The 25,334-nt window shown below is 71.8% G+C and carries 22 protein-coding genes; 13 read left to right on the top strand and 9 right to left on the bottom strand.

Annotation, left to right across the window (positions count from 1 at the left end; all coding sequences use genetic code 11):
- Positions 1 to 16 precede the first annotated feature (16 nt).
- Positions 17 to 1,087: an ATP-dependent DNA ligase gene (locus tag ADL34_RS08185; protein WP_062665382.1), complete on the bottom strand. Its 1,071-nt coding sequence runs from the start codon at positions 1,085 to 1,087 to the stop codon at positions 17 to 19.
- A gap of 74 nt (positions 1,088 to 1,161) precedes the next feature.
- On the opposite strand from ADL34_RS08185, the gene ligD reads away from it, so the two are divergent.
- The gene (gene ligD / locus ADL34_RS08180) at positions 1,162 to 2,211 is read left to right on the top strand and encodes a non-homologous end-joining DNA ligase (RefSeq protein ID WP_062665380.1); all 1,050 of its coding nucleotides are present in this window, start codon (positions 1,162 to 1,164) and stop codon (positions 2,209 to 2,211) included.
- On the opposite strand, the gene ADL34_RS08175 is transcribed toward ligD, so the two are convergent.
- Together ADL34_RS08175 and ADL34_RS08170 are read right to left on the bottom strand one after the other, a co-directional pair.
- Positions 2,198 to 4,396 carry an OmpL47-type beta-barrel domain-containing protein gene (locus ADL34_RS08175; protein ID WP_062665378.1) on the bottom strand — a complete coding sequence of 733 codons (2,199 nt, stop codon included), beginning with the start codon at positions 4,394 to 4,396 and terminating at the stop codon, positions 2,198 to 2,200. The genes ligD and ADL34_RS08175 overlap by 14 nt on opposite strands.
- Positions 4,393 to 6,870: a ThuA domain-containing protein gene (locus ADL34_RS08170; protein WP_199835540.1), complete on the bottom strand. Its 2,478-nt coding sequence runs from the start codon at positions 6,868 to 6,870 to the stop codon at positions 4,393 to 4,395. The genes ADL34_RS08175 and ADL34_RS08170 overlap by 4 nt, the downstream gene beginning before the upstream one ends.
- Positions 6,871 to 7,049: 179 nt before the next feature.
- Here ADL34_RS08170 and ADL34_RS08165 point away from each other — a divergent pair, with 179 nt between their 5' ends.
- Both ADL34_RS08165 and ADL34_RS08160 read left to right on the top strand, forming a co-directional pair.
- On the top strand, positions 7,050 to 8,018 hold the full coding sequence (locus ADL34_RS08165; protein ID WP_062665376.1) for a multicopper oxidase domain-containing protein: 969 nt from the start codon (positions 7,050 to 7,052) through the stop codon (positions 8,016 to 8,018).
- Between the two features lie 96 nt (positions 8,019 to 8,114).
- Entirely contained in the window at positions 8,115 to 9,152 is a 1,038-nt protein-coding gene (locus ADL34_RS08160) for a LacI family DNA-binding transcriptional regulator (RefSeq protein ID WP_062665373.1), read from the top strand.
- 4 nt (positions 9,153 to 9,156) lie between these two features.
- Here the strand turns inward: ADL34_RS08160 and ADL34_RS08155 are convergent, their stop codons facing one another.
- Positions 9,157 to 9,948: a VOC family protein gene (locus ADL34_RS08155; RefSeq protein ID WP_062665482.1), complete on the bottom strand. Its 792-nt coding sequence runs from the start codon at positions 9,946 to 9,948 to the stop codon at positions 9,157 to 9,159.
- 226 nt (positions 9,949 to 10,174) lie between these two features.
- Between ADL34_RS08155 and ADL34_RS08150 the strand changes: the two genes are divergently transcribed.
- On the top strand, positions 10,175 to 10,444 hold the full coding sequence (locus ADL34_RS08150; protein ID WP_062665372.1) for a WhiB family transcriptional regulator: 270 nt from the start codon (positions 10,175 to 10,177) through the stop codon (positions 10,442 to 10,444).
- A gap of 18 nt (positions 10,445 to 10,462) precedes the next feature.
- On the opposite strand, the gene ADL34_RS08145 is transcribed toward ADL34_RS08150, so the two are convergent.
- From ADL34_RS08145 to ADL34_RS08130, 4 genes are all read right to left on the bottom strand, one after another.
- Entirely contained in the window at positions 10,463 to 11,437 is a 975-nt protein-coding gene (locus tag ADL34_RS08145) for an acyl-ACP desaturase (RefSeq protein WP_062665371.1), read from the bottom strand.
- A 217-nt stretch (positions 11,438 to 11,654) separates the two neighbouring features.
- Positions 11,655 to 12,431 (bottom strand): dimethylargininase, encoded by a 777-nt coding sequence (ddaH, locus tag ADL34_RS08140; RefSeq protein ID WP_062665370.1) that lies wholly within the window; start codon positions 12,429 to 12,431, stop codon positions 11,655 to 11,657.
- Between the two features lie 130 nt (positions 12,432 to 12,561).
- Positions 12,562 to 14,187 (bottom strand): ABC-F family ATP-binding cassette domain-containing protein, encoded by a 1,626-nt coding sequence (locus ADL34_RS08135; protein ID WP_062665369.1) that lies wholly within the window; start codon positions 14,185 to 14,187, stop codon positions 12,562 to 12,564.
- Positions 14,188 to 14,505: 318 nt separating this feature from the next.
- Entirely contained in the window at positions 14,506 to 14,922 is a 417-nt protein-coding gene (locus ADL34_RS08130) for an SsgA family sporulation/cell division regulator (RefSeq protein ID WP_062665368.1), read from the bottom strand.
- Positions 14,923 to 15,171: 249 nt separating this feature from the next.
- Here ADL34_RS08130 and ADL34_RS08125 point away from each other — a divergent pair, with 249 nt between their 5' ends.
- The 4 genes from ADL34_RS08125 to mmpA all read left to right on the top strand — a co-directional run bounded on the left by ADL34_RS08125 (position 15,172) and on the right by mmpA (position 17,768).
- Complete coding sequence (locus ADL34_RS08125; RefSeq protein ID WP_062665367.1) at positions 15,172 to 16,248, top strand: WD40/YVTN/BNR-like repeat-containing protein; 1,077 nt, start codon at positions 15,172 to 15,174, stop codon at positions 16,246 to 16,248.
- 48 nt (positions 16,249 to 16,296) lie between these two features.
- Positions 16,297 to 16,620, top strand: coding sequence for a hypothetical protein (locus ADL34_RS08120; protein ID WP_062665365.1), 324 nt, complete (start codon positions 16,297 to 16,299; stop codon positions 16,618 to 16,620).
- A 186-nt stretch (positions 16,621 to 16,806) separates the two neighbouring features.
- Positions 16,807 to 17,514 (top strand): endonuclease V, encoded by a 708-nt coding sequence (locus ADL34_RS08115; protein ID WP_062665363.1) that lies wholly within the window; start codon positions 16,807 to 16,809, stop codon positions 17,512 to 17,514.
- Between the two features lie 107 nt (positions 17,515 to 17,621).
- Positions 17,622 to 17,768 carry a morphogenic membrane protein MmpA gene (mmpA, locus tag ADL34_RS36330; protein WP_086871387.1) on the top strand — a complete coding sequence of 49 codons (147 nt, stop codon included), beginning with the start codon at positions 17,622 to 17,624 and terminating at the stop codon, positions 17,766 to 17,768.
- Between the two features lie 9 nt (positions 17,769 to 17,777).
- Here the strand turns inward: mmpA and ADL34_RS08110 are convergent, their stop codons facing one another.
- On the bottom strand, positions 17,778 to 18,956 hold the full coding sequence (locus ADL34_RS08110) for a saccharopine dehydrogenase family protein (RefSeq protein WP_062665361.1): 1,179 nt from the start codon (positions 18,954 to 18,956) through the stop codon (positions 17,778 to 17,780).
- 91 nt (positions 18,957 to 19,047) lie between these two features.
- On the opposite strand from ADL34_RS08110, the gene ADL34_RS08105 reads away from it, so the two are divergent.
- The 5 genes from ADL34_RS08105 (at position 19,048) to ADL34_RS08085 (ending at position 25,316) form a co-directional block, all read left to right on the top strand.
- Positions 19,048 to 19,428: an MmcQ/YjbR family DNA-binding protein gene (locus tag ADL34_RS08105; RefSeq protein WP_062665359.1), complete on the top strand. Its 381-nt coding sequence runs from the start codon at positions 19,048 to 19,050 to the stop codon at positions 19,426 to 19,428.
- Between the two features lie 129 nt (positions 19,429 to 19,557).
- Positions 19,558 to 20,706, top strand: coding sequence for a CaiB/BaiF CoA transferase family protein (locus ADL34_RS08100; protein WP_062665357.1), 1,149 nt, complete (start codon positions 19,558 to 19,560; stop codon positions 20,704 to 20,706).
- Positions 20,703 to 21,845 (top strand): acyl-CoA dehydrogenase family protein, encoded by a 1,143-nt coding sequence (locus ADL34_RS08095; protein WP_062665356.1) that lies wholly within the window; start codon positions 20,703 to 20,705, stop codon positions 21,843 to 21,845. The genes ADL34_RS08100 and ADL34_RS08095 overlap by 4 nt, the downstream gene beginning before the upstream one ends.
- A gap of 22 nt (positions 21,846 to 21,867) precedes the next feature.
- Positions 21,868 to 23,082 carry an acetyl-CoA C-acetyltransferase gene (locus ADL34_RS08090; RefSeq protein ID WP_062665355.1) on the top strand — a complete coding sequence of 405 codons (1,215 nt, stop codon included), beginning with the start codon at positions 21,868 to 21,870 and terminating at the stop codon, positions 23,080 to 23,082.
- A 53-nt stretch (positions 23,083 to 23,135) separates the two neighbouring features.
- On the top strand, positions 23,136 to 25,316 hold the full coding sequence (locus ADL34_RS08085; RefSeq protein WP_062665354.1) for a 3-hydroxyacyl-CoA dehydrogenase NAD-binding domain-containing protein: 2,181 nt from the start codon (positions 23,136 to 23,138) through the stop codon (positions 25,314 to 25,316).
- Positions 25,317 to 25,334 lie beyond the last annotated feature (18 nt).

The raw sequence follows: 25,334 nt of genomic DNA, 5'->3' as shown, positions 1-25,334 counted from the left end.
CCGACCGGGCGCCCGGTCACTCCGGGGGCGCGAAGATCTCCGCGAGGTCGTAGCGCACCGGCTCCTCCAGTTGCGCGTACGTGCAGCTCTCGGGGGTGCGGTCCGGGCGCCAGCGGCGGAAGCGGGCCGTGTGCCGGAACCGGGCGCCGTTCTCCATGTGGTCGTACGCCACCTCGACCACCCGCTCCGGCCGCAGCGGCACCCAGGACAGGTCCTTCTTGCCCGACCAGCGGCTCGGCGCCCCCGGCAGCCGGGCCGACTCGTGGGCCGCCTCCTCGGCCCAGGCGGCCCACGGGTGCCCGGACACGTCGTCCATGCGCAGCGGCTCCAGCTCGTCGATCAGCTCGGCCCGCCGCTTCATCGAGAACGCCGCCGACACCCCGACGTGCTGGAGCGTGCCCCGGTCGTCGTACAGGCCGAGCAGCAGCGATCCGACGACCGGGCCGCTCTTGTGCAGCCGGTAGCCCGCGACGACGACGTCCGCGGTCCGCTCGTGCTTGATCTTGAACATCGCCCGTTCGTCCGGGAGGTAGCGCAACGCGAGCGGCTTCGCGACCACGCCGTCCAGTCCGGCTCCCTCGTACTGCTCGAACCACCCCTGGGCCGTCTCGACGTCGGTCGTCGCCGGCGCCACGTGCACCGGTGCCGTCACCCCGGACAGCGCGGACGTCAGCAGTTCCCGGCGGTCCGTCAGCGGCGCCCGCATGAGCGACTCGTCCGCCAGCGCCAGCAGGTCGAACGCGACGAACGACGCCGGGGTCCGCTCCGCCAGCGTGCGCACCCGCGAGTCCGCCGGGTGGATGCGCTCGGTGAGGGCGTCGAAGTCCAGCCGCCCCTCCCGGGCGATCACGATCTCGCCGTCCAGCACGCACCGCTCCGGCAGACGCTCCTTCAGCGCCTCCACCAGTTCGGGAAAGTACCTGGTCAGCGACTTGGTGGTGCGGCTGGCCAGCTCGACCTCGTCCCCGTCGCGGAACACGATCGCCCGGAAGCCGTCCCACTTCGCCTCGTACTGCATGCCCGGCGGGATCTTCGCCACCGACTTGGCGAGCATCGGCTTCACGGGCGGCATCACCGGCAGGTCCATGGTCCGATTCTGCGGGCCGCCGCCCGGACCCGCCCGATGTGCGAGGCGTCCGTGCGACGCCTACCGTGGCGGCCATGGGCGACGCGGTGGAACTTCAGGCGGGCGGGCGGACCGTACGGCTGTCCAGCCCGGGCAAGGTCTTCTTCCCGGAGCGCGGCTTCACCAAGCTGGACCTCGCCCAGTACTACGCCGCCGTCGGCCCCGGCATCCTGCGCGCCCTGCGCGACCGGCCCACCACGCTGGAGCGCTACCCCGAGGGCGTGACCGGCGAGTGGTTCTACCAGAAGCGGGCCCCCAAGAACATGCCCGACTGGATCCCCACCGCCCACATCACGTTCCCCAGCGGCCGCAGTGCCGACGAGATGTGCCCCACCGAGGAGGCGGCCGTCGTCTGGGCCGCCCAGTACGGCACGCTCACCTTCCACCCCTGGCCGGTCCGCCGCGACGACGTCGACCACCCCGACGAACTGCGCATCGACCTCGACCCGCAGCCCGGCACCGACTACGACGACGCGGTGCGCGCCGCCCACGAACTGCGGGCCGTGCTGGACGAGTTCGGGGGCCTGCGCGGCTGGCCCAAGACGTCCGGCGGGCGTGGGCTGCACGTCTTCGTGCCGATCGAGCCGCGCTGGACCTTCACCCAGGTCCGCCGGGCCGCCATCGCCGTCGGACGGGAGATGGAACGCCGGATGCCGGAGCAGGTCACGATCAAGTGGTGGAAGGAGGAGCGGGGCGAGCGCATCTTCATCGACTACAACCAGACCGCCCGGGACCGCACCATCGCCTCCGCCTACTCCGTGCGGGCCCGGCCGCACGCCCCCGTCTCGGCGCCGCTGCGCTGGGAGGAGGTGGGCACCGCCCACCCGCGGGACTTCGACATCGCCACCATGCCGGCCCGCTTCGCCGAACTCGGCGACGTGCACGCCGGCATGGACGACCACCGTTTCTCCCTGGACGCGCTGCTGGACCTCGCGAACAAGGACGAGCGCGACCACGGGCTCGGCGATCTGCCGTACCCGCCCGAGTATCCGAAGATGCCGGGGGAACCCAAGCGGGTACAGCCGAGCCGGGCCAGGAAGGCGGCGTCTCACGAGGAGACGCCGCCGGAGCCTACAGCTCCTTGATCCGGACGTCGCGGTACGAGACCACGTCCGTCGTGCTGTGCACCTGGAGCCCGATGTAGCCGGAGGCGAACCGCCGCCCGTCCGTGCCCGGGTCGTCCGAGCGCGGCGGTTCGAAGACCTGGCCTCCGGTGTTGTCGAACTCGTTGATCAGCACGCCGTTGCGGTAGACCGAGTAGTGCTGGTCGACCACCCGGATCTCGTAGTCGTTCCACGTGCCCTTCTGGGTGACGCCGGCACCGGCGAGCCCCACCCGGTCGAAGCCGTAGACCGACCCGGTCTTGTACATGTCGCCGGTGGGCGAGTCGAACACCTGGATCTCGTGACCGAACTTGATGGCGGCCCACTCCGGCCGTGGCTCCTCGGGGTGGTCGTGGACCCACGGGAAGCGCACGAACACACCGGAGTTGGCGTTGCCCGTGCCCGGCGCGTCGTCACGCCACTGGAGCTTCAGCGAGAAGTCGCCGTACTTGCGCTCCGGGAACCACAGCATGCCCAGGCCGGACCGGCTGGTGCCGCTGGTGATCGACCCGTCGCCGTTCGGCGCGAACGAACCACCGCCCACCTGCTGCCACTTGGCGAACGACTCCGGGCTGCCGTCGAGGATCGTGCGGTACCCCTCGGTCTGGCCCGGCTCACCGATCCCGGACTGCCGGGCCGCCTTGCGGATCGCCTTGTACTCGCGCTGGTCGACGACCCCCTCCTTCAGGAGCTTGTCCAGGACGGACGTCACGTGCTTGACGAACAGCGCGTGGGACGTCCACTCCTTCTCGTCCTCGATCAGCTCGTTGATCCGGCACCGGCTGTCGGTGAGCCGGTTCGGCACACCCGAGTCGACCGTGCCCACGATCACCGTCAGCCGTTCGTCGAACTCCGGGCAGTTGGGCGCCGGGACCTGACTGGAGACCACCGTGAAGGTGACCGTGCGGGCGGCGGAGGTGTTGCCCGCCTTGTCGGTCGCCCGGTAGGCCAGCGTGTGGGTGCCCGCCCGGTCCACGACGACCGGCGCGGAGTACGCCAGGTACGGCCCGCCGTCGATGGAGTACTCGATCCGGTCGACGCCCGAGCCGTGGTGCTCGTCGGCCGCCGTGACCGTCACCTCGGCGCTGCCGACGTACGCGCCGGACGAGTTCTTCGTGCCCTCGACCGTCACGCCCGTCACCGGTGCCGTCGTGTCGTCCTCGGGGGCCGGCACGACCGTGAACCGCACGTCCTTGGCGGGCGCCACGTTGCCCGCCTTGTCGGTGGCCCGGTAGCGCACGGTGTGGCTGCCCGGCTCGTGCACCATCACCGGCGCGGTGTACGGCTGCCAGGCGCCGTCGCCGAGCGCGTACTCGACGCCGTTGACACCGCTGCCGGTGTCGGACGCGGAGACCGTGACGGTCGCCATGCCGATGTACGCGCCGTCGGCGTCCTTCTCGCCGCTGACCGTGGCCGACGTCTCGGGCGGGGTCGTGTCGTCGGACTGCGGCGCCACCACCGTGAACGTGACCCTCTTCTCCGCCGAGACGTTGCCCGCCTTGTCGAGCGCCCGGTATCGGACCGTGTGGTCGCCGACCTGGTCGACGACGACCGGCGCCGTGTACGGCTGCCAGGCGCCGTCGCCGAGCGCGTACTCGACGCGGTCGACGCCGGAGCCGCCCTCCTCGTCGGTGGCGTGGACCGCCACGCTCGCCGAACCCACGTACTGCCCCTGGGCGTTCTGCGTTCCGCTGACGTGGGCGGACGCCTCCGGCGCGGTCGTGTCCTCGCCGGTGCCCTCGGTGACGATCAGGATGCCCTGCATCTGCCCGTGGCCGGGGATCGTGCAGTGGTAGCGGTACCGGCCGGGGGTGAGCGTGACCTCCGCCGTGTGCCGGCCGCCCTGGTCGTCGTTCGGGTTCGCCAGGATGTTGAGCTGCACGTCGTCGTTGAACTCGACGTCCGAGGTGTCGAAGGTCAGCGTGTGCGGCATCCCGGTGCTGTTGCCCGTCGCCGCGCTGTTCTCGAACACGATCGTCGCCGGGCCCGCCACGGCCGTCGTCGGCGCCGAGGCGTACTTGGTGATGTCGTCGCCCGCGGTCCAGGTGAGGACCTGGGCGGCGGCCGCCTCCGCCTCCGTCCGCGGCTGTCCCGTCGCGGGCAGGGCCTGGAGCCCGAGCACCACCAGCAGCGCGGCCAGCAGGGCCGCCCATGCTCTTCGCGTCACTGCGTCCCCCTCGCCAGTCGGGCCGCGGCCGGGGTGGGCCCGCCGCCGGTGTAGGTGACCCGCCACAGGGCCGACTTGCCGTCCGAGGTGAAGAAGCCGCGGCCGTAGTCGAGCACGTACAGCGCGCCGTCCGGACCGAACTTCCAGTCCATGAGGTTCTTGATGCCGTCGTTGCCGATCGGCACGATCTTCTTCAGCGACTCCGAGTGGACCGGAAGACCGCCGTCGCCGTGGGTCCTCGGATCGGTGACCACCGCGTTGCGCGGCTGGTCGGCGTCGTAGAAGTCGCCGACGAACCACTTGCCGTCCCAGTACGCCGGCCACTTCGCCGCGCTGGTGTTCTCCGCGTCGTAGCGGTACACCGGCCCGTTCATCGCGGCCTGCCCGCCGCCCTTCAGCCACGGCAGCGCGTAGGTGGCCTCCTCCTGCTTGTACGAGGGCACGCCGTTCGCGTCGCGCGGGAAGTCCGGGGCGCCGCCCTGCGGGGAGTACCAGATGTTGTTGCCGGTCACCGGCGGCAGGTTGACCAGGCCGTCGTTGTTCGGCGACTCGTTCTTCGGGTGGTCGCAGTCGTACCAGCCCAGCGGCTTGCTCGGGTCGGGCAGATTGCGGTCCCGGTAGGGCTGCTTGTTGCCCATGCAGTACGGCCAGCCCCGGTTGCTCGCCTTGGTGATGACGGCGAAGGTGTCGTACTTGGCCGGACCCCAGGTCGTCGAGGGCGCCCCGGCGTCGGGGCCGACCCAGCCCGCGTAGAGCACGTCGGTCTGCTTGTCGACGGAGATGCGCGCCGGATTGCGGACGCCCATCACATAGATCTCGCCGCGGGTCTTGCCGCCGCCCTCGGCACTCTCCTCGCCGGTGAAGAGGTTCCCCTCCGGCAGGGTGTAGGTGCCGTCCGGCTCCGGGTGGATGCGCAGGATCTTGCCGTTGAGGTTGTTGGTGTTGCCGGCGGTGCGGCGCGCGTCGGCGAACGACACGCCCTTGTACTTGGGCTCGGGGTTGTTGCCCGAGTAACCGCCGCTGAACCCGCTGGAGTTGTTGTCGCCGGTCGCGATGTACAGGTTGCCCTTGGAGTCCCAGGCCATCCCGCCGCCCGCGTGGCAGCAACTGTGGATCTGCACGGGCCACTTCAGCAGCACCTTCTCACTGCCGAGGTCCAGCTTGTTCGTCGCCGGGTCGAGCGTGAAGCGGGAGACGCGCCGCTCGGCCATCCGCTTGTCGCGGTCGATCCGCGCGTGCGGGGTGTAGTGCAGGTACACCCAGCCGTTGTCCTCGAAGCGCGGGTCGAGCTCGATGCCGAGGAGACCCTCCTCGACCTTGGTCAGCTCGTCCCCGCCGCCCTTGTTGCCGAAGACGGTGAGCGCCCCCGCCAGGGTGACCTGCCTGGTCTTCGGGTCGTAGACGTGGATCTCGCCCTTGCCCTTGCCGACGTTCGGGTCGTTCCAGTCGGTGACCACGGGCTGCGAGGAGTCGGCGCCGCCGCGCCCGATGTAGAGGACCCGGCCGTCGGGGGCCGTGACCAGGCCGTGGGGCTCGCCGATCTGGTCGTTCTGCCCCGGCTGGTTGGGCCGGGTGAGCCGCTCCGCCTTGTAGTTGCCGGTGATGGTGGCCTTGCAGTCGGCCTGGACCAGCCGCGTCGTCCACAGCAGGGCGCCGCGCAGATGGGAGCGGAAGTCCGTCTCGTCGTAGGAGGAGACCGTGCCGCCCATCCCGGTGTAGAAGGAACGCCCGCCGTCGTAGTCACGGCACCAGCTCACCGGGTGGTCCCAGCCGTTCGCGCCCGCGCCGGGCTGGTACGACGACTCGCGCACCCGGGCGACCGTGTGCACCTCGCCGGACGGGTTCTTCGCCCAGTTGAGCCACTTGTCCGGGCGCTTCCACTGCAGCGGCAGCTCCTTGGTGGCCGGGTGCCGCCGGTCGCCCACCTCGACGACCGCGCGCTGCGCGCTCGCCGGACTCGCGCTCGCGGGACGCGCCCCGATCAGGCCGGTGAACCAGTCCGAGTACGGCTCGGCGCGCGCCGCGTCATGGACGCCGACGAAACCGCCGCCCGCCTCCATGTACGCCTCCAGCCCCGCCTCCTGCTCGGGGTCGAGGACGTCACCGCCGCCGGTGAGGAAGACGATCGCGTTGAAGCGGCCCAGCCTGGTCTCGTCGGTGAAGACCGAGGCGTCCTTCGTCGCCGTGACCGCGAAGCGCTGCTCCGCGGGACCCGACAGGCCGATCTTCTCGATGGCCTCGATGCCGGCGTTCACCAGGGGTGACTCCTCGCCGGCCGCCGCGGACCCGTGGAAGATGAGCACCCGCACATTCGCGCCACCCGGCGGTGACTTGATGGACATCGTTGTCAGGGGTGGATCCGGCGCCGGGCGCGCGGTCGCCGCCGGTGCGGACATCAGCCCGGCGGCGACGACCCCCGCGGCCACACCGGCCACCCAGGTACGTCTTCTCGTGCTCAACCCTCGTAAGTGCATGGGCACCTCCACGGTCACAGCAACAGCGACTAGGAAGTTAGACCCCTTTGAACAACTCGCCAATACCTATGACCGGACTCGGACGAACTTTGTCCTGAGTGTGGATAAACATGAGGACGGCCGGTACGGTCGCTGCGGTTCACCCCCGTAAATTTCCGTACCGCCGTGGGGAGTTCGGCATGGACAGACGCAGCTTCAACCGACGTGTACTGCTCGGCGGCGCGACCGTCGCGACATCGTTGTCCCTGACGTCCGTACCCGAGGTGGCGGGCGCGGCCGCACCGGCCAGGACCGCCCCGGCCGGAGGTGAGGTCCGCCATCTCAAGCTCTACATCGAGAAACTGGCCGACGGGCAGCTCGGCTACGGCTTCGAGAAGGGCAAGGCGACGATCCCCGGCCCGCTGATCGAGCTCAACGAGGGCGACACCGCCCACATCGAGGTCGAGAACACCCTGGACGTCCCGGCGAGCCTGCACGTCCACGGCCTCGACTACGAGATCACCAGCGACGGCACCAGGCTCAACAGGAGCGACGTCGAACCCGGCGGCACCCGTACCTACACGTGGCGCACCCACGCCCCGGGCCGCCGCGCGGACGGCACCTGGCGGGCGGGCAGCGCGGGCTACTGGCACTACCACGACCACGTCGTCGGCACCGAACACGGCACGGGCGGCATCCGCAAGGGCCTGTACGGGCCGGTCGTCGTCCGGCGCAAGGGCGACGTCCTGCCGGACGCGACGCACACGATCGTCTTCAACGACATGCTCATCAACAACCAGCCGGCGCACAGCGGCCCGAACTTCGAGGCCACGGTGGGCGATCGGGTCGAATTCGTGATGATCACGCACGGCGAGTACTACCACACCTTCCATATGCACGGGCACCGCTGGGCCGACAACCGCACCGGCCTGCTGACCGGTCCCGACGACCCCAGCCAGGTGATCGACAACAAGATCGTCGGCCCGGCGGACTCGTTCGGCTTCCAGGTGATCGCGGGCGAGGGGGTCGGCGCGGGCGCCTGGATGTACCACTGCCATGTGCAGAGCCACTCCGACATGGGGATGGTCGGGCTGTTCCTGGTCAAGAAGAAGGACGGGACGATCCCCGGCTATGAGCCGCACGAGCCGCACGAGCCGCACGAGCACTGAGCGTGCCCGGGGGGCGGAGGCGGTTGCGAGAGCGCTCTCACAATCGTCCCCGGCCATGGCTATCCTGATCGGCAACCGCCGACGAGGAGCCGTGAAGTGACCGAAACCGCCCCGCGCCCCACACTGGAGGCCGTGGCCGCCCGGGCCGGGGTCTCACGGGCCACCGTGTCCCGGGTGGTCAACGGCGGGGACGGCGTACGCGAACGCCTCGTCGAACGGGTCCGCAAGGCCGTCGACGAACTCGGCTACGTCCCCAACCAGGCCGCGCGCAGTCTGGTGACCCGCCGGCACGACGCCGTCGCGGTCATCGTCGCCGAACCGGAGACACGGGTCTTCGCCGACCCGTTCTTCGCGCTCCAGCTGCGCGGCATCAGCAAGGAGCTGACCGCCCACGACAACCAGCTCGTGCTGCTGCTCACCGAGGGGCGTGACGACCACGCCCGCGTCGCCCGCTACCTCGCCGGGGGCCATGTCGACGGGGCGCTCGTCTTCTCCCTGCACCTCGACGACCCGCTGCCCGGCCTGATCCAGAGCGCCGGGGTACCGACCGTGTTCGGCGGCCGGCCCGGCTGGAGCGGCGAGACCCGGGGCGTCGTCTACGTCGACGTCGACAACCGGGGCGGAGCACGCGACGCCGTACGCCATCTCACCGGCCTCGGCCGCACCCGGATCGCGCACATCGCGGGCGCCCTCGACCAGACGTCGGCGGTGGACCGGCTGGACGGGTACCGGGACGTCATGGTCGACGCCGACCCGCGGCTGATCGCGGAGGGCGACTTCACCCCGGCCGGCGGCGAGCGCGCCATGCGGGAACTGCTGGAGCGCTGCCCGGACGTGGACGCCGTGTTCGCCGCCAACGACCTGACGGCGGCGGGCGCGCTCCGGGTGCTGCGGGAGGCCGGCCGGCGCGTACCGGACGACGTGGCGGTGATCGGTTTCGACGACATGCTGCCGGTCGCCGAACAGACCGATCCGGCGCTCACCACGGTCCGTCAGGACATAGAGGAGATGGGACGCCTGATGGCCCGGCTGCTGCTGCGCGAGCTCGACCGGCGCCCCTCCGACGAGCCCGTCGCCCCGGCCCCGTCCAGCGTGGTCCTGCCGACGACTCTGGTCCGGCGCGCCTCGGCCTGAGCGGTCAGCTCCCGCGCTGTGCGCTCCTGATCACGGCGAACCGGGCGCCGTACGGGTCGGCCAGCTTGGCGATCCGGCCGACGTCCGGGAGGTCCGTGGCCGGCATCCGTACGGTGCCGCCCCCTTCCCGCGCCTTCTCGACGGCAGCGTCGGTGTCGGCGACCTCGAAGTACGGCAGCCAGTACGACGGGGCCTGCGCCTCCACCGGATCGTCGGCCTTGTCGACCACCCCGCCGAACATGGCGTCCTCGCCCTGCCCGCCCGGGCTGAAGGTCGTGTAGCTGCCGCCGTAGAAGTCCAGGGCGAAGGTCTCCAGGCCGAGCGCGGCGTTGTAGAACCCGGCCGCCGCCGGCACGTCCGTCGTGTACAGCTCCAGCCAGCGCAGCGAGCCCGGCTCGTGGACGACGTCGAGGCCGTGGTTCGCGCCCGGCTGCCAGATCCCGAACGGCACCCCCGACTTGTCGGCGAGGCGCGCCATGCGGCCCTGGTCCAGTACGTCCATCGGCTGCATCAGCACCGAGCCGTGCGCCTCCTCGGCCGCCTGCGCGGTGGCGTCCGCGTCCGGGGTCTGGAAGTAGACCGTCCAGGAGGGCGGCCCCTGTTCCTCGGAGGTCTGCATCCCGGCGGCCGCCGTCCTGCCGTCGAGCTGGAAGAAGCCGTATCCGCCGGTCTCCGGTCCGCCCGGCCGGAACCGCCAGCCGAACAGGCCGCCGTAGAAGGCACCGGCGCCGTCGAGGTCGGGCGTGCCGAGGTCGACCCAGTTCGGCGCTCCGGTGACGTAACGGGTGGTGAGCATCATCGCCCTCCTCGGAAGGGTCCCGGTGTCTGCACCGCCGAGTCTCGCACCGCGCCCGGGCGGGCGCCGCCGGAACGCCGCCGTCTGCCTGGGCGGGCGTCCGCCTCCGCGCGCCGCCGTGCTCGCGGCAGCGGGGAGCGGCACCATCGAGGTGGCCGGGGCACCGCGAGGCGGCGTTGATCGCGCGTTGATCGAACGTTTTTCGCCGCCGGGCACGATCTGGCCCATGCACATCGACACGATCACAGCGATCACGCCGATCACCCCGGCCGACCTGGCCTGGCAGGAAGAGGCGCTGTGCGCACAGACCGGGGCGGACTTCTTCTTCCCCGAGCCGGGCAGTTCCGTCCGGGAGGCGAAGCGGATCTGCGGGCTGTGCCCGATCCGCTCCGCCTGCCTGGACTACGCGCTCGACCACGACGAGCGCTTCGGTGTCTGGGGCGGCCTGTCCGAGAAGGAGCGCCTGGAGATCAGGCGCACCTCCCGCCGGGCGTGAGCCCGTCGCGCGGCCGGGTCAGCCGGCGGCGCGGGCCGCCATACGGGCCTTGCGGGCCGCGAGCTTCTCGTCGAACTTCGACGCCTCGGCGTCCAGGCCGCCCATGAACAGGCCCAGCTCCTCCTGCGCCTGCTTGCCCTCCGGGCCGAGGCCGTCGATCTCCATGATCTTCAGGAAGCGCAGCACGGGCTGGATCACGTCGTCGTGGTGGATGCGCAGGTTGTAGACCTCGCCGATGGCCATCTGGGCGGCGGCGCGCTCGAAGCCGGGGATGCCGTGGCCGGGCATGCGGAAGTTCACGACGACGTCGCGGACCGCCTGCATGGTGAGGTCGGGCGCAAGCTCGAAGGCGGCCTTCAGCAGGTTCCGGTAGAAGACCATGTGGAGGTTCTCGTCGGTCGCGATGCGCGCCAGCATGCGGTCGCAGACCGGGTCGCCGGACTGGTGTCCGGTGTTGCGGTGCGAGATGCGGGTGGCCAGCTCCTGGAAGGCGACGTAGGCGATCGAGTGGAGCATGGAGTGCCGGTTGTCCGACTCGAAGCCCTCGCTCATGTGGGCCATGCGGAACTGCTCCAGCTTGTCCGGGTCCACCGCGCGCGAGGTGAGCAGGTAGTCGCGCATCACGATGCCGTGCCGGCCCTCCTCGGCGGTCCAGCGGTGCACCCAGGTGCCCCAGGCGCCGTCACGGCCGAAGAGCGAGGCGATCTCGTGGTGGTAGCTGGGGAGGTTGTCCTCGGTCAGCAGGTTCACGACCAGCGCGATCCGGCCGATCTCGGTGACCTTGGACTGCTCCTTGTCCCAGGCCTCGCCGTCCTCGAACAGGCCGGGGAAGTTGCGGCCGTCCGTCCACGGCACGTACTCGTGCGGCATCCAGTCCTTGGTGACCCCCAGATGCCGGTTGAGCTCCTTCTCGACCACTTCCTCCAAGGCGTACAGCAGGCGGGCGTCGGTCCAGACGGCGGGGCTGCCGAGGTGCGGGGAAGCGATCGTCACAGGAACTCCAGGGGGACGGGACAGCAACAGCGGGGACCGGCGAGCGGTGCCGGGCAACCTACGGAATCGTAGGCTACGAACCCGTAGGTTACGAAGCCGTAGGTTAAGAACGCCGTAAAGACCGCTGATCAGCGGCTGTCCCTTCGCGCCGCGCCGATATACGCGCGGCCCCGGGACACGCAGGTCCCGGGGCCGGACGAGTGACGCGCTCAGCCCGTCACGCGTACAGCTCCCGCATCCGCACCGAGAGGCATGTCACACAGCCCTCCAGCTTCTCGAACTCGCTGATGTCGACGACGACCGGCTCGTGCCCGAGATCGGCCAGCAGCTCCGCCGTCTTCGGGGCGCTCGCCGCGATGAGCAGCCGGTCCCCGCCGAGCAGCACCACGTGCGACCCGGAGTCCTCCGGCACCGGCAGGAAGCGCGGGAACAGCGAGGGGACGTCGATCTGCGGGATCCGGCCCAGGACCGTCCCGTCGGGCAGCGCCGTGACGGCCGATTTCAGATGCAGCACCTTGCTGACCGGTACGGCGATCACGCGCGCCCCGAGCGGTTCGAAGGCGGCCCGCAGCTGCTGCACCCCGGCCGCGTTGGTACGGCCGCCCCGGCCGACGTAGATCGTGTCGCCGACCTTCAGGACGTCGCCGCCGTCCAGGGTGCCGGGCTCCCAGATCCAGTTCACCGAGCAGCCGAGCGAGGCGACGGCCTCCTCCACGCCCTCCGTCTCGGGCCGCCGGGACTCGGCGCCGGGCCGGGTGATCAGGGCGACGTTGCGGTACATCACGACCGTGTCCTCGACGAACACCGCGTCGGGGCAGTCGTCGGCCGGGTCCACCTCGACGGTCTCCCAGCCGTGCGCGCGCAGGGCCTCCGCGTACGCCTCCCACTGCTCGAGCGCGAGGTCGACGTCGACCTCCGCCCGCTCGACGTGGGTGACCAGCCCCTCGGCGAGACGCGGGCCGGGGCGGCGGATGAGGGCCTTCTTGCTGGACACGACGGGATCTTTCGGATCGGTTGCAGGTTCCGGGACCCATGATGCGGGGGTACCGGACGGCCATCATGCAGGGGTTACCCGCCCGTAGGAAACCCCTGCGCCCACGTCGTGGCTTCTGATGGCGGTGACGTCAGGCGGAATACCCGACAGCTTCTGGCGTGATTTCCCTCAGCTCTCCCTCCTCGATCATGAGCCAGCGGGTGATGCCGATGGACTCCAGGAACGGCAGGTCGTGACTGGCCACGATCAGCGCCCCCTCGTACGACTCCAGCGCCGAGGTGAGCTGCCGCACGCTCGCCATGTCCAGGTTGTTCGTCGGCTCGTCGAGCATCAGCAGCTGCGGCGCGGGCTCGGCCAGCATGAGCGCCGCCAGGGCCGCCCGGAACCGCTCGCCGCCCGAGAGCGTCGCCGCGAGCTGGTCGGCGCGTGCGCCCCGGAACAGGAAGCGGGCCAGCTGCGCCCGGATCCGGTTGTTGCCGGCGCCCGGCGCGAACCGGGCGACGTTCGCGGCGACGGACACCGATTCGTCGAGGACGTCGAGGCGCTGCGGCAGGAAGCGCAGCGGCACATGGGCCGTCACCTCGCCCGCCACCGGCGCCAGTTCGCCCGCGATGGTCCGCAGCAGCGTCGTCTTGCCCGAGCCGTTGCGTCCGACCAGCGCGATCCGCTCCGGACCGTGCACATCGAGACCGCCGGGCACCCGTGCCCCGTACCTCACCTCCAGCTCCCGCAGCGCGAGCACGCCGCGGCCCGGAAGGACGGCCGTGTACGGCAGGTCGACGCGGATCTCGTCGTCGTCCCGCACGGCGTCCACCGCGTCGTCCAGACGCTCCCTGGCCTCGGCGAGCTTCTCCTCGTGCATGATGCGGTGCTTGCCGGCGGACTCCTGCGCCGCCCGCTTGCGGGCCCCCATGACGATCTTCGGCTCGCGCTTGTTGTCCCACATCTTCTGGCCGTACCGCTTGCGGCGGGCCAGCTTGACCTGGGCGTCGATCAGTTCGCGCTTCTGCTTCTTCAGGTCGGCCTCGGCGACCCGCACCATGCGCTCGGCCGCCTCCTGCTCGGTGGCGAGCGCCACTTCGTAGGCCGAGTAGTTGCCGCCGTACCAGCTGATCGTGCCGGAGCGCAGGTCGGCGATCTGGTCGACCAGGTCGAGGAGTTCACGGTCGTGGCTGACCAGCACCATCACCCCCGGCCAGGACTCGACGGCGGAGTACAGCCGCCGCCGGGCGTACAGGTCGAGGTTGTTGGTGGGCTCGTCGAGGAGCAGGACGTCCGGCCGGCGCAGCAGCAGCGCGGCCAGACGCAGCAGCACCGACTCGCCGCCCGACACCTCGCCGATCGTGCGGTCCAACGCGACATGGCCGAGCCCGAGTTCGCCGAGCGTGGCGAGGGCGCGCTCCTCCACGTCCCAGTCGTCGCCGACGGTCTCGAAGTGCTCCTCGGCCACGTCGCCCGCCTCGATGGCGTGCAGCGCGGCGCGTTTGACGTCGATGCCGAGCGCCTGGTCGACCCGCAGCGCGGTGTCGAGCGTGACGTTCTGCGGCAGGTACCCGATCTCGCCGGCGACGCGTACGGCGCCGTCGGACGGGGCGAGTTCACCGGCGACGAGCTTCAACAGGGTGGATTTCCCCGATCCGTTGACGCCGACGAGCCCGGTCCTGCCGGGACCGAACGCGACGTCCAGGCCCTCGAAGACGGAGGAGCCGTCGGGCCAGGAGAAGGACAGGGAGGTACAGCTGATGGATGTTGACATGAGGGGGCGCCTCCGCGGTTGCTCGGACGATCAAGGGCAAACGCGTATCGAGACACCGGCGACCTGCGGGCGGTGAGAGGCCCTGGGCATGAGAAAAGCCCTGTCCGTGGAGACGGCTGGGACGGCTCGGACGCCGAGGTCGCACGCTGCGTGCACACACGTGTGGTGTGACGCGGTGTCTCAGGACCTCAGACGAGCAACGTCCTTCTCCAATCGACGGCAACAGGACCGCCATACACCGTAGGAGAGGGCTCGGGCGGTGTCAACGGGATTGAGAGGCGCGGTGCGGGGCCCCGTGGGGAGCCCGGCGGCGGGTCGTCAGCAGGCGTCCCGCATGAGCTCTGCCAGATCGCGGTCCATGTCCAGCTGGAGGTGCTCCAGGCCGAGCGGGACCAGCTCGCTCGTGGAGCGCAGGAACCGGCGCACCTCGCCCGAGCGGATGTGCACCACCGCGGTGCCCTCCGGAGCGTGGAACTCCAGCACCGTACGGTCGTACCCGTACGGCCGCACCCGGACGTCGCCGTCGCCCTGGGGTTCCTCCAGGCCGGCCAGCAGCAGGTCGCGGCTGAAGGTCCAGCACACGTCCACGCCCTCCAGGGTGGCCGGGGCCGGGAAGGTCATCCGGACGGCGAACGGGTCGCGCCGGTCGTAGTGGAGGGTCGCGGGGATGCGCTGCATCCGCGGCGCGGCGGCGACGAGGCGGGCCTCTACGGGCTGCTCGATGACGGTGGACAACGCCTTGCTCCCTTGTGACGGCGGGACGGAGATCCGGGCGGGCGGGACGGGTACTTGTAGAGACGACGGAATCGGCCATTCCGTGCACCCCGAGGCCGAGTGACCTCTGTCACCGCCTTCATGCACCCGGGTGCCGCCTTCGCCCCTCTGTGCCCGGAAGGTCGTTCGTGCCCGATGAGGCCGTCTGGACGCCGGAGTGACGGTGGACTAGCTTCGCGCGCCATGAGGCGTTCGGGGAACACGCGACGGATGGGACGGACCTCCTGGGCGGTGGCCGCGACGGCGGTGTGCGGGGCGGTCCTGGCCACGCTGACGGCCGCGCCGGCCCAGGCACGGGAGGCGCACGTGCGGGCACCGCACTGGGTGCCGAAGGACAGCGGCGCGCCCGAGGCCCGCTTCCGGGGCCTGTCGGCCGTCAGCCGGAGCACGGCCTGGCTGGCGGGCACCGCGGGCACCGTCCTGCGCACCACCGACGGCGGGAGGAGCTGGCGGGACGTGTCGCCGCCCGGCGCCGGGGAGCTGCAGTTCCGGGACGTCGAGGCGTTCGACGCGCGGCGGGCCGTGGCGCTGGCCATCGGCGAGGGCGAGGCGTCCCGGGTGTACCGCACCGACGACGGCGGCACCACCTGGACGGAGACCTTCCGCAACACCGACGCACGCGCCTTCTACGACTGCATGGCCTTCTTCGACCACCGCCACGGCCTCGCCATGAGCGACCCGGTCGACGGCCGGTTCCGCATCCTGTCCACGAAGGACGGCGGCCGCTCCTGGACGGTGCTGCCGGACACCGGGATGCCGCCCGCCCTCGACGGCGAGGCCGGGTTCGCGGCGAGCGGGCAGTGCCTGGTCACGGCCGGCGCCGGGGACGTGTGGCTGGCGACCGGCGGGGCGGCACACGCGCGCGTGCTGCACTCCACCGACCGGGGACTGACCTGGACGGCCGCCGACGCGCCGGTCCCGGCCGGCGACCCGGCGCGCGGGGTCTTCGCGCTGGCCTTCCGCGACCGCGCGCACGGTCTCGCGGTCGGCGGCGACTACCGCCCCGACCAGCCCTCCCCGCAGGCCGCGGGCCGTACCGGCGACGGCGGACGGCACTGGCGTCCCGCGGGCACGCCCCCGCCCGCCTACCGCTCGGGCGTCGCCTGGCTGCCGCACAGCCGCTCCGCCGCCCTCGCGGTCGGCCCCACCGGGACGGACCTGACCACCGACGGCGGACGCACCTGGCGCACGGTCGACACCGGCTCGTACGACACGGTGGACTGCACGCCCGACGGGGGCTGCTGGGCCGCGGGCGAAAAAGGCCGGGTCGCGCGTCTGGAGAGATGACGCGGAAACGGGGTACCCGGGAACCGGACGGCGAGAGGAGTGACCCCCATGCCAGCCGGTTCCAGCCCGAAGCGGGAACGTCAGTACGAGCACATCAAGAAGAGCGCCGAGGACCGGGGCGAGAGCACCTCGCGCGCCAAGGAGATCGCGTCGCGGACGGTGAACAAGGAGCGCGCCCGGTCCGGCGAGTCCAAGACGGCGAGCCGCACGTCGACCCAGGACAAGTCCTCGGGGCAGCGGGGCGGCGAGCGGTCGGGCAAGGGGCCGCAGGGCCCTACCCGGGACCAGCTGTACGAGGAGGCGAAGAAGCGCAACGTCCACGGGCGTTCGGACATGAACAAGAGCCAGCTCAAGCAGGCACTGGGCAAGTGACCATGAGCGCCGCGTCCCACGGGACCGCGCGCGTCCGGGCCCCGTCCACCTGGCGACGGACCCGGTGACGAGGGCGAACGCACGACACGCGACGAGCAGTTCGCCCCCCCGTACCGACCCCCGCGACGGCCAAGGAGCCTCCGCCGTCACGGGGGTCCTCGCGTGCCTCGTACGCTCTGACCCACCATGACGAGCGTGAGTGTTCCCGCGGGCTGGCCCGCGACCGAGGAAGAGGCCCGTGCCGTCCAGGACGAGCTGCGGCGCCGGGTGGTGCGCGACGAACCGGGCCCGCCGCCCGGGACCGGGCACGTCACCGGCGTCGACGTGGCCTACGACGACGAACGGGACGTGGTGGCGGCCGCCGCCGTCGTCCTCGACGCGGCGAGCCTGGAGGTCGTCGCCGAGTCCACCGCCGTCGGGCGGATCTCCTTCCCCTACGTCCCCGGCCTGCTCGCCTTCCGCGAGATACCGACCGTGCTGGCGGCCCTGGACGCCCTGCCGTGCCCGCCCGGCCTCGTCGTCTGCGACGGCTACGGCCTCGCCCACCCCCGCCGCTTCGGCCTCGCCAGCCACCTCGGCGTCCTCACCGGCCTGCCCACGATCGGCGTCGCCAAGAACCCGTTCACCTTCACCTACGACGCCCCCGCCGCACCGCGCGGCTCGGCCACCCCGCTCCTCGCCGGCGACGAGGAGGTGGGCCGCGCCCTGCGCACCCGGGACGACGTCAAGCCGGTCTTCGTCTCGGTCGGCCACCGCACGACCCTCGACACGGCCTGCGCCCACACCCTCGCCCTGACCCCCACCTACCGCCTCCCGGAAACAACCCGCCACGCGGACAGCCTCTGCCGCCGCGCCCTCAAGGAGGCGACCGCCTCCTGGCAGGACGGCCCCTGATGCCCGCACAGCCCTGATGCCCGCACACCTGGCCGGACGCGCTGAGTAGCCCGACTGAGTACCCGTACGGATGTGGTCGTCCCCGAGGGCCCGGCAGGGTGAGGGGTATGACGACTCACCGTGCAGCGAAGCCGTTGGCCGATTCCGGGCGTCCCGTCGAGCGGGCCGTGACGGCCGCGCTCGTCGTGGGGATGCTGGCGGGGCTCGGATGGATCGCCGGGATGATCTACACGCTGCTGGAGTGGCCCTTCTGAGGCCGCCGGTCAGCGGGTCGCGGCCACCCGGAACGTGATGCCGGCCGCGCGCAGGCGCTCCGTCAGCGCGTCGCCCATCGCGACGGCCGTGGTGACCTGGCCGGCCGTCTCCGGCAGTTCGTCGAAGGCCAGGCAGAGTGCCGACTCCGCGAACATCTTCGCCGTCTCGCCGTAGCCCGGGTCGCCCCCGGACACCTCGGTGAACACGCGCCGCCCGCCGCCCTCGCCGACGAACCGGACCGAGAACCAGCTCTTCGCCCGCTTCTGCGGGCCCGGCCCCTCGCCCGGCTTGATCCGGTCCGACAGCCAGCGCCGGGCCGGCGGCAGCTGGGCCGCCGTGAACAGCGCGCCCATCGCCGCGACGCCGCCCACCGCGACGGGCAGCCGCCGTACGGCGGCGTAGTGGCGGTAGCGGAAGTCGGGACCGTACCGCTCCAGCGCCCGCGCGGACCGCTTCACGATCTGCGGGTCGATCGTCGGCAGCGGAAGCGCCCACGCGCCGACCTCCCCGGCGAACCGCGGCACCCCGGTCGGCGCCAGCGCCCGGCGGCCCATCAGCCGCGGCTCGTGCCGGGCCCGGTCGCGGGCGGCGGCGGCCATCTGGCGCCCGCGCGCGAACTGGCCGAGCGCCGAGGCGAACGTGCCGCCCGAGAAGGCGGCGTCGGCCGTCACATACGCGTCGACCGTCAGCGGCACCCCCTCCGGCAGCTGCCGCACGGTGAAGTACGCCCCCAGATCGTGCGGGACCGAGTCGAAACCGCACGCGTGCACCAGCCGGGCGCCCGTCTCCCGCGCGCGGGCGTCGTGCCGGACGTACGTCAGGTCCACGAACTCCGGCTCGCCGCACAGGTCGAGATAGTCGGCGCCGGTGTCCGCGCAGGCCGCCACCAGGTCCTCGCCGTACTTCACGTACGGCCCGACCGTCGAGGCGACGACGCGTGCCTGCTCGGCCAGCCGGCGCAGTGACGCCGGGTCGGCGACGTCCGCCACCAGCACGCCGGGCTCCGAGCCCTCGGGCAGCGACGCGCGCAGCGCCTCCAGCTTCGCCTTCCCCCGCCCGGCGACGGCCCACCGCAGGCCCTCGGGCGCGTGGGCGGCGAGGTACTCCGCCGTCAGCACCCCCACGAACCCGGTCGCCCCGAAGAGCACGATGTCGTACGGACGGTCCGACCCGCTCAGCCTGCTCATGACACCCCTCGTTCCGCACCACGCGCCGTTGTCGGTGGCCGAGGCTAGCGTGAGGTGCGCGGAGCCCGACGACGAGCCCGGAGGTGAGGCGGTGGCCGTGCCCGAAGCTGCCCTGAAGAAGTGGGAAAAAGTGCGCGAGTTCGCCCTCGGCCTGCCGGGGGCGGCGGAGGAGTTCCCCTGGGGCGACACCGTGGCGAAGGTCGCCAAGAAGGTGTTCGTCTTCCTGGGCGCCCCCGACAGCGGCCACCCCCTGGGCGTGACCGTGAAGCTGACGGACGAGGCGGTCCACGCCCACGCCCTGACCTGCCCGGGCGCCGAGCCCGCCGGGTACGGACTGGGCCGGTCGGGCTGGGTGCGCGTGCCCCTGGAGACGGAGGGCGCCCCGGCGGCCGGACTGCTGTGCGAGTGGGTGGAGGAGAGCTATCGCGCCATCGCCCCGAAACGGCTGATCGGGGAGCTGGACGCGAGCTGAGGCCGCCGGACGGGTTCGCCGCCGGGGCTTCCGGCGGGTAACTTCCTAAGCGCTTGCTCTTGTGTCCACCGGCGCGCCTTCTTAGCATCGCTGGTGTTACAGCAGTTGTGTCACATACTTGGGGGCAGGATGGCGACGACGCCAGGACAGGGCCCGCTCACCGGCGTGCGCGTGGTCGAGCTGGCCGGGATCGGGCCCGGCCCGTTCGCCGCCATGCTCCTCGCCGACCTGGGCGCCGACGTCGTCCGCGTCGACCGGCCCGGCGGACCGGGCCTGGCGATCGACCCCGCGTACGACGTCACCAACCGCAGCAAACGCTCGGTGATCGTCGACCTCAAGGCCCCCGACGGCGCCGCCCGCGTCCTCGACCTCGCCGCCCGCGCCGACATCCTCGTCGAGGGCTACCGCCCCGGCGTGGCCGAGCGCCTCGGCGTCGGACCGGACGCCTGCCACGCCCGCAACCCCCGGCTGGTCTACGGCCGGATGACCGGCTGGGGCCAGGACGGCCCGCTCGCCGACCGCGCCGGCCACGACATCGCGTACATCGCGCGCACCGGCGCCCTCGGCATGATCGGCGCCCCCGGCGAACCGCCCGCCGTCCCCGCCAACCTGCTCGGCGACTACGCGGGCGGCTCCCTCTACCTCGTCGTCGGGGTCCTCGCCGCCCTGCACCATGCGCGCGCGACCGGCGAAGGGCAGGTCGTCGACGCCGCCATCGTCGACGGCACCGCCCACCTCTCCGCGATGATCCACGGCATGCTCGCCGCCGGCGGCTGGCAGGACCGGCGCGGCGCCAACCTCCTCGACGGCGGCTGCCCCTACTACGGCACCTACGAGACCGCCGACGGGCGGTACATGGCCGTCGGAGCCCTCGAACCCCGCTTCTACGAGGAGTTCGTCGCCCTGCTCGGCCTGCCCGGGCACGCCGACGCCCGCGAGGACATCGGTCGCTGGGGCGAGCTGCGCGAGGCCGTCGCCGCCCGCTTCAGGACCCGTACCCGCGACGAGTGGACGGCCGTCTTCGACGGCACCGACGCCTGCGTCGCCCCCGTCCTGACCCTCGGCGAGGCCCCGCACGACCCGCACCTCGCCGCCCGCGGCACCTTCACCGACCACGCCGGCATCACCCAGCCCGCCCCGGCGCCCCGCTTCTCGGCCACCCCCACCGCCGTACGCACCGGACCGGCGCGGCCCGGAGCCGGCACCGCGGACGTGGCCCGCGACTGGGACGTGCCCGGCCTGTCCGCCCACCCCGAACCCACGAAGGGCCTCGCATGAAGCGGCAGATCTTCGCCCCCGAGCACGACGCGTTCCGGGAGACCGTGCGCGCCTTCCTCGCCAGGGAGGTGCTGCCGCACTACGAGCAGTGGGAGAAGGACGGCATCGTCTCCCGCGACGCCTGGCGCGCCGCCGGCAAGCAGGGACTGCTCGGCTTCGCCGTGCCCGAGGAGTACGGAGGCGGCGGCACCCCCGACTTCCGCTACAGCGCGGTCCTCGCCGAGGAGTTCACCCGCGCCGGCACCCCGGGCCTCGCCCTCGGCCTGCACAACGACATCATCGGCCCTTATCTGACCGGCCTCGCCACCGACGAGCAGAAGCGCCGCTGGCTGCCCGGCTTCTGCGACGGCACGCTCATCACGGCCATCGCCATGACCGAGCCCGGCGCCGGCTCCGACCTGCAGGGCATCCGCACCCACGCCGAGGACCGCGGCGACCACTGGGTCCTCAACGGCTCCAAGACGTTCATCTCGAACGGCCTCCTCGCCGACCTGGTGATCGTCGTGGCGAAGACCACCCCGGCAGGCGGCGCGCGCGGACTGTCGCTGCTCGTCGTGGAGCGCGGCATGGAGGGCTTCGAGCGGGGCCGCAACCTCGACAAGATCGGCCAGAAGGCCCAGGACACCGCCGAGTTGTTCTTCCACGACGTGCGCGTCCCGAAGGAGAACCTGCTCGGCGAGCTCGACGGCGCGTTCGTGCACCTGATGACGAACCTCGCCCAGGAACGGCTGAGCATCGCCGTCGCCGCGATCGCCGCCGCCGAGCACCTGCTGGAGATCACCACCACGTACGTCAAGGAACGCGAGGCGTTCGGCCGCCCCCTGGCGACCAAGCAGCACATCCGCTTCGAGGTGGCCGAGATGGCCACCGAGTGCGCGGTGACCCGCACGTTCCTGGACCGCTGCATAGCGGACCACGACCGCGGCGAGCTCGACGCCGTCCACGCCTCGATGGCCAAGTGGTGGGCGACCGAGCTCCAGAAGCGCGTCGCCGACCGCTGTCTGCAACTGCACGGCGGATACGGCTACATGAGCGAACACCCGGTGGCACGGGCCTTCACGGACGGCCGCATCCAGACCATCTACGGCGGGACGACCGAGATCATGAAGGAGATCATCGGCCGTTCCCTGCTGGGCTGACCCTCACCCGAAAGGCTTGCTTGTGAGCACCGAAGCGTATGTGTACGACGCGATCCGCACCCCCCGGGGCCGCGGCAAGGCGAACGGCGCCCTGCACGGCACCAAGCCCATCGACCTGGTCGTCGGCCTGATCCACGAGATCCGCGACCGCTTCCCCGGCCTGGACCCGGCGGCCGTCGACGACATCGTGCTCGGCGTCGTCGGCCCCGTCGGCGACCAGGGCTCCGACATCGCCCGGATCGCCGCGATCGCCGCCGGACTGCCCGACACGGTGGCCGGTGTCCAGGAGAACCGCTTCTGCGCCTCCGGCCTGGAAGCCGTCAACCTGGCCGCGATGAAGGTCCGTTCCGGCTGGGAGGACCTCGTCCTCGCGGGCGGCGTCGAGTCCATGTCCCGGGTGCCGATGGCCTCCGACGGCGGCGCCTGGTTCAACGACCCGATGACCAACCTCGACGTCAACTTCGTGCCACAGGGCATCGGCGCCGACCTCATCGCCACCATCGAGAACTTCACCCGCCGCGACGTCGACGAGTACGCCGCCCTCTCCCAGGAGCGCGCGGCGACCGCCTGGAAGGAGGGCCGCTTCGACCGGTCCGTCGTCCCGGTGAAGGACCGCAACGGCCTCGTCGTCCTCGACCACGACGAGCACATGCGCCCCGGCACCACCGCCGACTCCCTCGGCAGGCTCAAGCCGTCCTTCGCGGACATCGGCGACCTCGGCGGCTTCGACGCCGTCGCCCTGCAGAAGTACCACTGGGTCGAGAAGATCGACCACGTCCACCACGCGGGCAACTCCTCCGGCATCGTGGACGGTGCCTCCCTCGTCGCCGTCGGCAGCAAGGAGGTCGGCGAGCGCTACGGCCTCACCCCCCGCGCGCGGATCGTCTCCGCCGCCGTCTCCGGCTCCGAGCCCACCATCATGCTCACCGGCCCGGCGCCCGCCACCCGCAAGGCGCTCGCCAAGGCCGGTCTGACCATCGACGACATCGACCTCGTCGAGATCAACGAGGCGTTCGCCGCGGTCGTCCTGCGCTTCGTGAAGGACATGGGCCTGTCGCTGGACAAGGTCAACGTCAACGGCGGCGCGATCGCCCTCGGCCACCCGCTCGGCGCGACCGGCGCCATGATCCTCGGCTCGCTCGTCGACGAACTCGAACGCCAGGACAAGCGGTACGGCCTCGCCACGCTCTGCGTCGGCGGCGGCATGGGCATCGCCACCATCGTCGAGCGCGTCTGACCCCCTCCCGACGGATACGACGGATCAACGGATCACACGGAGAGCACTCCCACATGAGCACTGAATCCACCACCATCCGCTGGGAACAGGACCGCGACGGCGTCGTCACCCTCGTCCTGGACGACCCGAGCCAGTCGGCCAACACCATGAACCAGGCGTTCCGCGACTCGCTCGCCGTGGTCACGGACCGCCTCGAGGCCGAGAAGGACACCATCCGCGGTGTCATCATCACCTCCGCCAAGAAGACCTTCTTCGCGGGCGGCGACCTGCGCGACCTCATCCAGGTCACCCCGGAGACCGCCCAGCAGCTCTTCGAGGGCGGCATGGCCATCAAGCGCCAACTGCGCCGCATCGAGACCCTCGGCAAGCCCGTCGTCGCCGCCCTCAACGGCGCGGCCCTCGGCGGCGGCTACGAGATCGCCCTCGCCTGCCACCACCGCATCGCGCTCGACGCGCCCGGCTCCAAGATCGGCTGCCCCGAGGTCACCCTCGGCCTGCTGCCCGGCGGAGGCGGTGTCGTGCGGACCGTCCGGATGCTCGGCATCACCGACGCCCTGCTGAAGGTCCTCCTCCAGGGCACCCAGTACAACCCGAAGCGCGCCCTGGAGAACGGCCTCGTCGACGACGTGGCCGGCACCCGCGAGGAGCTGCTCGCCAAGGCCCGCGCCTACATCGACGCCCACCCCGAGTCCCAGCAGCCCTGGGACCGGCCCGGCTACCGCATCCCCGGCGGCACCCCCGCGAACCCCAAGTTCGCGGCGAACCTGCCCGCCTTCCCGGCCAGCCTGCGCAAGCAGACGGGCGGCGCGCCCTACCCGGCGCCCCGCAACATCCTCGCGGCGGCCGTCGAGGGCGCCCAGGTCGACTTCGAGACCGCGCAGGTCATCGAGGCGCGCTACTTCGTGGAGCTGGCCGCGGGCCAGACCTCCAAGAACATGATCCAGGCGTTCTTCTTCGACCTCCAGGCCGTCAACTCCGGCGCCAACCGGCCGAAGGGCGTCGAGCCGCGCAAGGTCCGCAAGGTCGCCGTCCTCGGCGCCGGGATGATGGGCGCGGGCATCGCCTACTCCTGCGCCCGCGCGGGCATCGACGTCGTCCTGAAGGACGTGTCCCTGGAAGCAGCCCTCAAGGGCAAGGGCTACTCGGAGACGCTGTGCGCGAAGGCGGTCTCCCGGGGCCGTACGACGCGGGAGAAGGCCGACGCCCTGCTGGCCCGCATCACCCCGACGGCGGACCCGCAGGACGTGGCCGGCTGCGACGCGGTCATCGAGGCCGTGTTCGAGAACCCCGAGCTCAAGCACAAGGTGTTCCAGGAGATCCAGAACATCGTCGAGCCGGACGCGCTGCTGTGCTCCAACACCTCGACGCTGCCGATCACCGCCCTCGCCGAGGGCGTGGAGCGCCAGGCCGACTTCATCGGGCTGCACTTCTTCTCGCCGGTCGACAAGATGCCACTCGTCGAGATCATCAAGGGCGACCGCACGGGGGAGGAGGCGCTCGCGCGCGCCTTCGACCTGGTCCGGCAGATCAACAAGACGCCGATCGTCGTCAACGACTCCCGCGGCTTCTTCACCTCCCGGGTCATCGGCCAGTTCATCAACGAGGGCGTGGCGATGGTCGGCGAGGGCATCGAGCCCGCGTCGGTCGAGCAGGCGGCGGCGCAGGCCGGCTACCCCGCCAAGGTCCTGTCCCTGATGGACGAACTGACGCTGACGCTCCCGCGCAAGATCCGCAACGAGTCCAAGCGGGCCGTCGAGGAGGCGGGCGGCACCTGGACGCCGCACCCCGCCGAGGCGGTCATCGACCGCATGGTCGACGAGTTCGACCGCACCGGCCGCAGCGGCGGCGCCGGCTTCTACGAGTACGGCGAGGACGGCAGGCGGACCGGTCTGTGGCCGGGCCTGCGCGAGCACTTCACGCGCGAGGACGCGCGGATCCCGTTCCGGGACATGCAGGAGCGCATGCTGTTCTCCGAGGCGCTGGACACCGTGCGGCTGCTGGAGGAGGGCGTCCTGACGTCCGTCGCCGACGCCAACATCGGTTCCATCCTGGGCATCGGCTTCCCTGGCTGGACGGGCGGCGTGCTCCAGTACATCAACGGCTACGAGGGCGGCGTGGCCGGCTTCACGGCCCGTGCGCGCGAGCTGGCGGCGGCGTACGGCGAGCGGTTCACGCCGCCGGCGCTGCTGGTGGAGAAGGCGGAGAAGGGGGAGACGTTCACCGACGGGCGGTGACGTCCCACCCGGTGGCAT

The sequence above is a fragment of the Streptomyces sp. NRRL WC-3605 genome, assembly GCF_001509795.1.
GTDB classification, from domain to species: Bacteria; Actinomycetota; Actinomycetes; order Streptomycetales; family Streptomycetaceae; genus Streptomyces; species Streptomyces viridochromogenes.
Note: the sequence above shows the minus strand (reverse complement) of the source record. Positions and strands in the feature narration are given on the sequence as shown.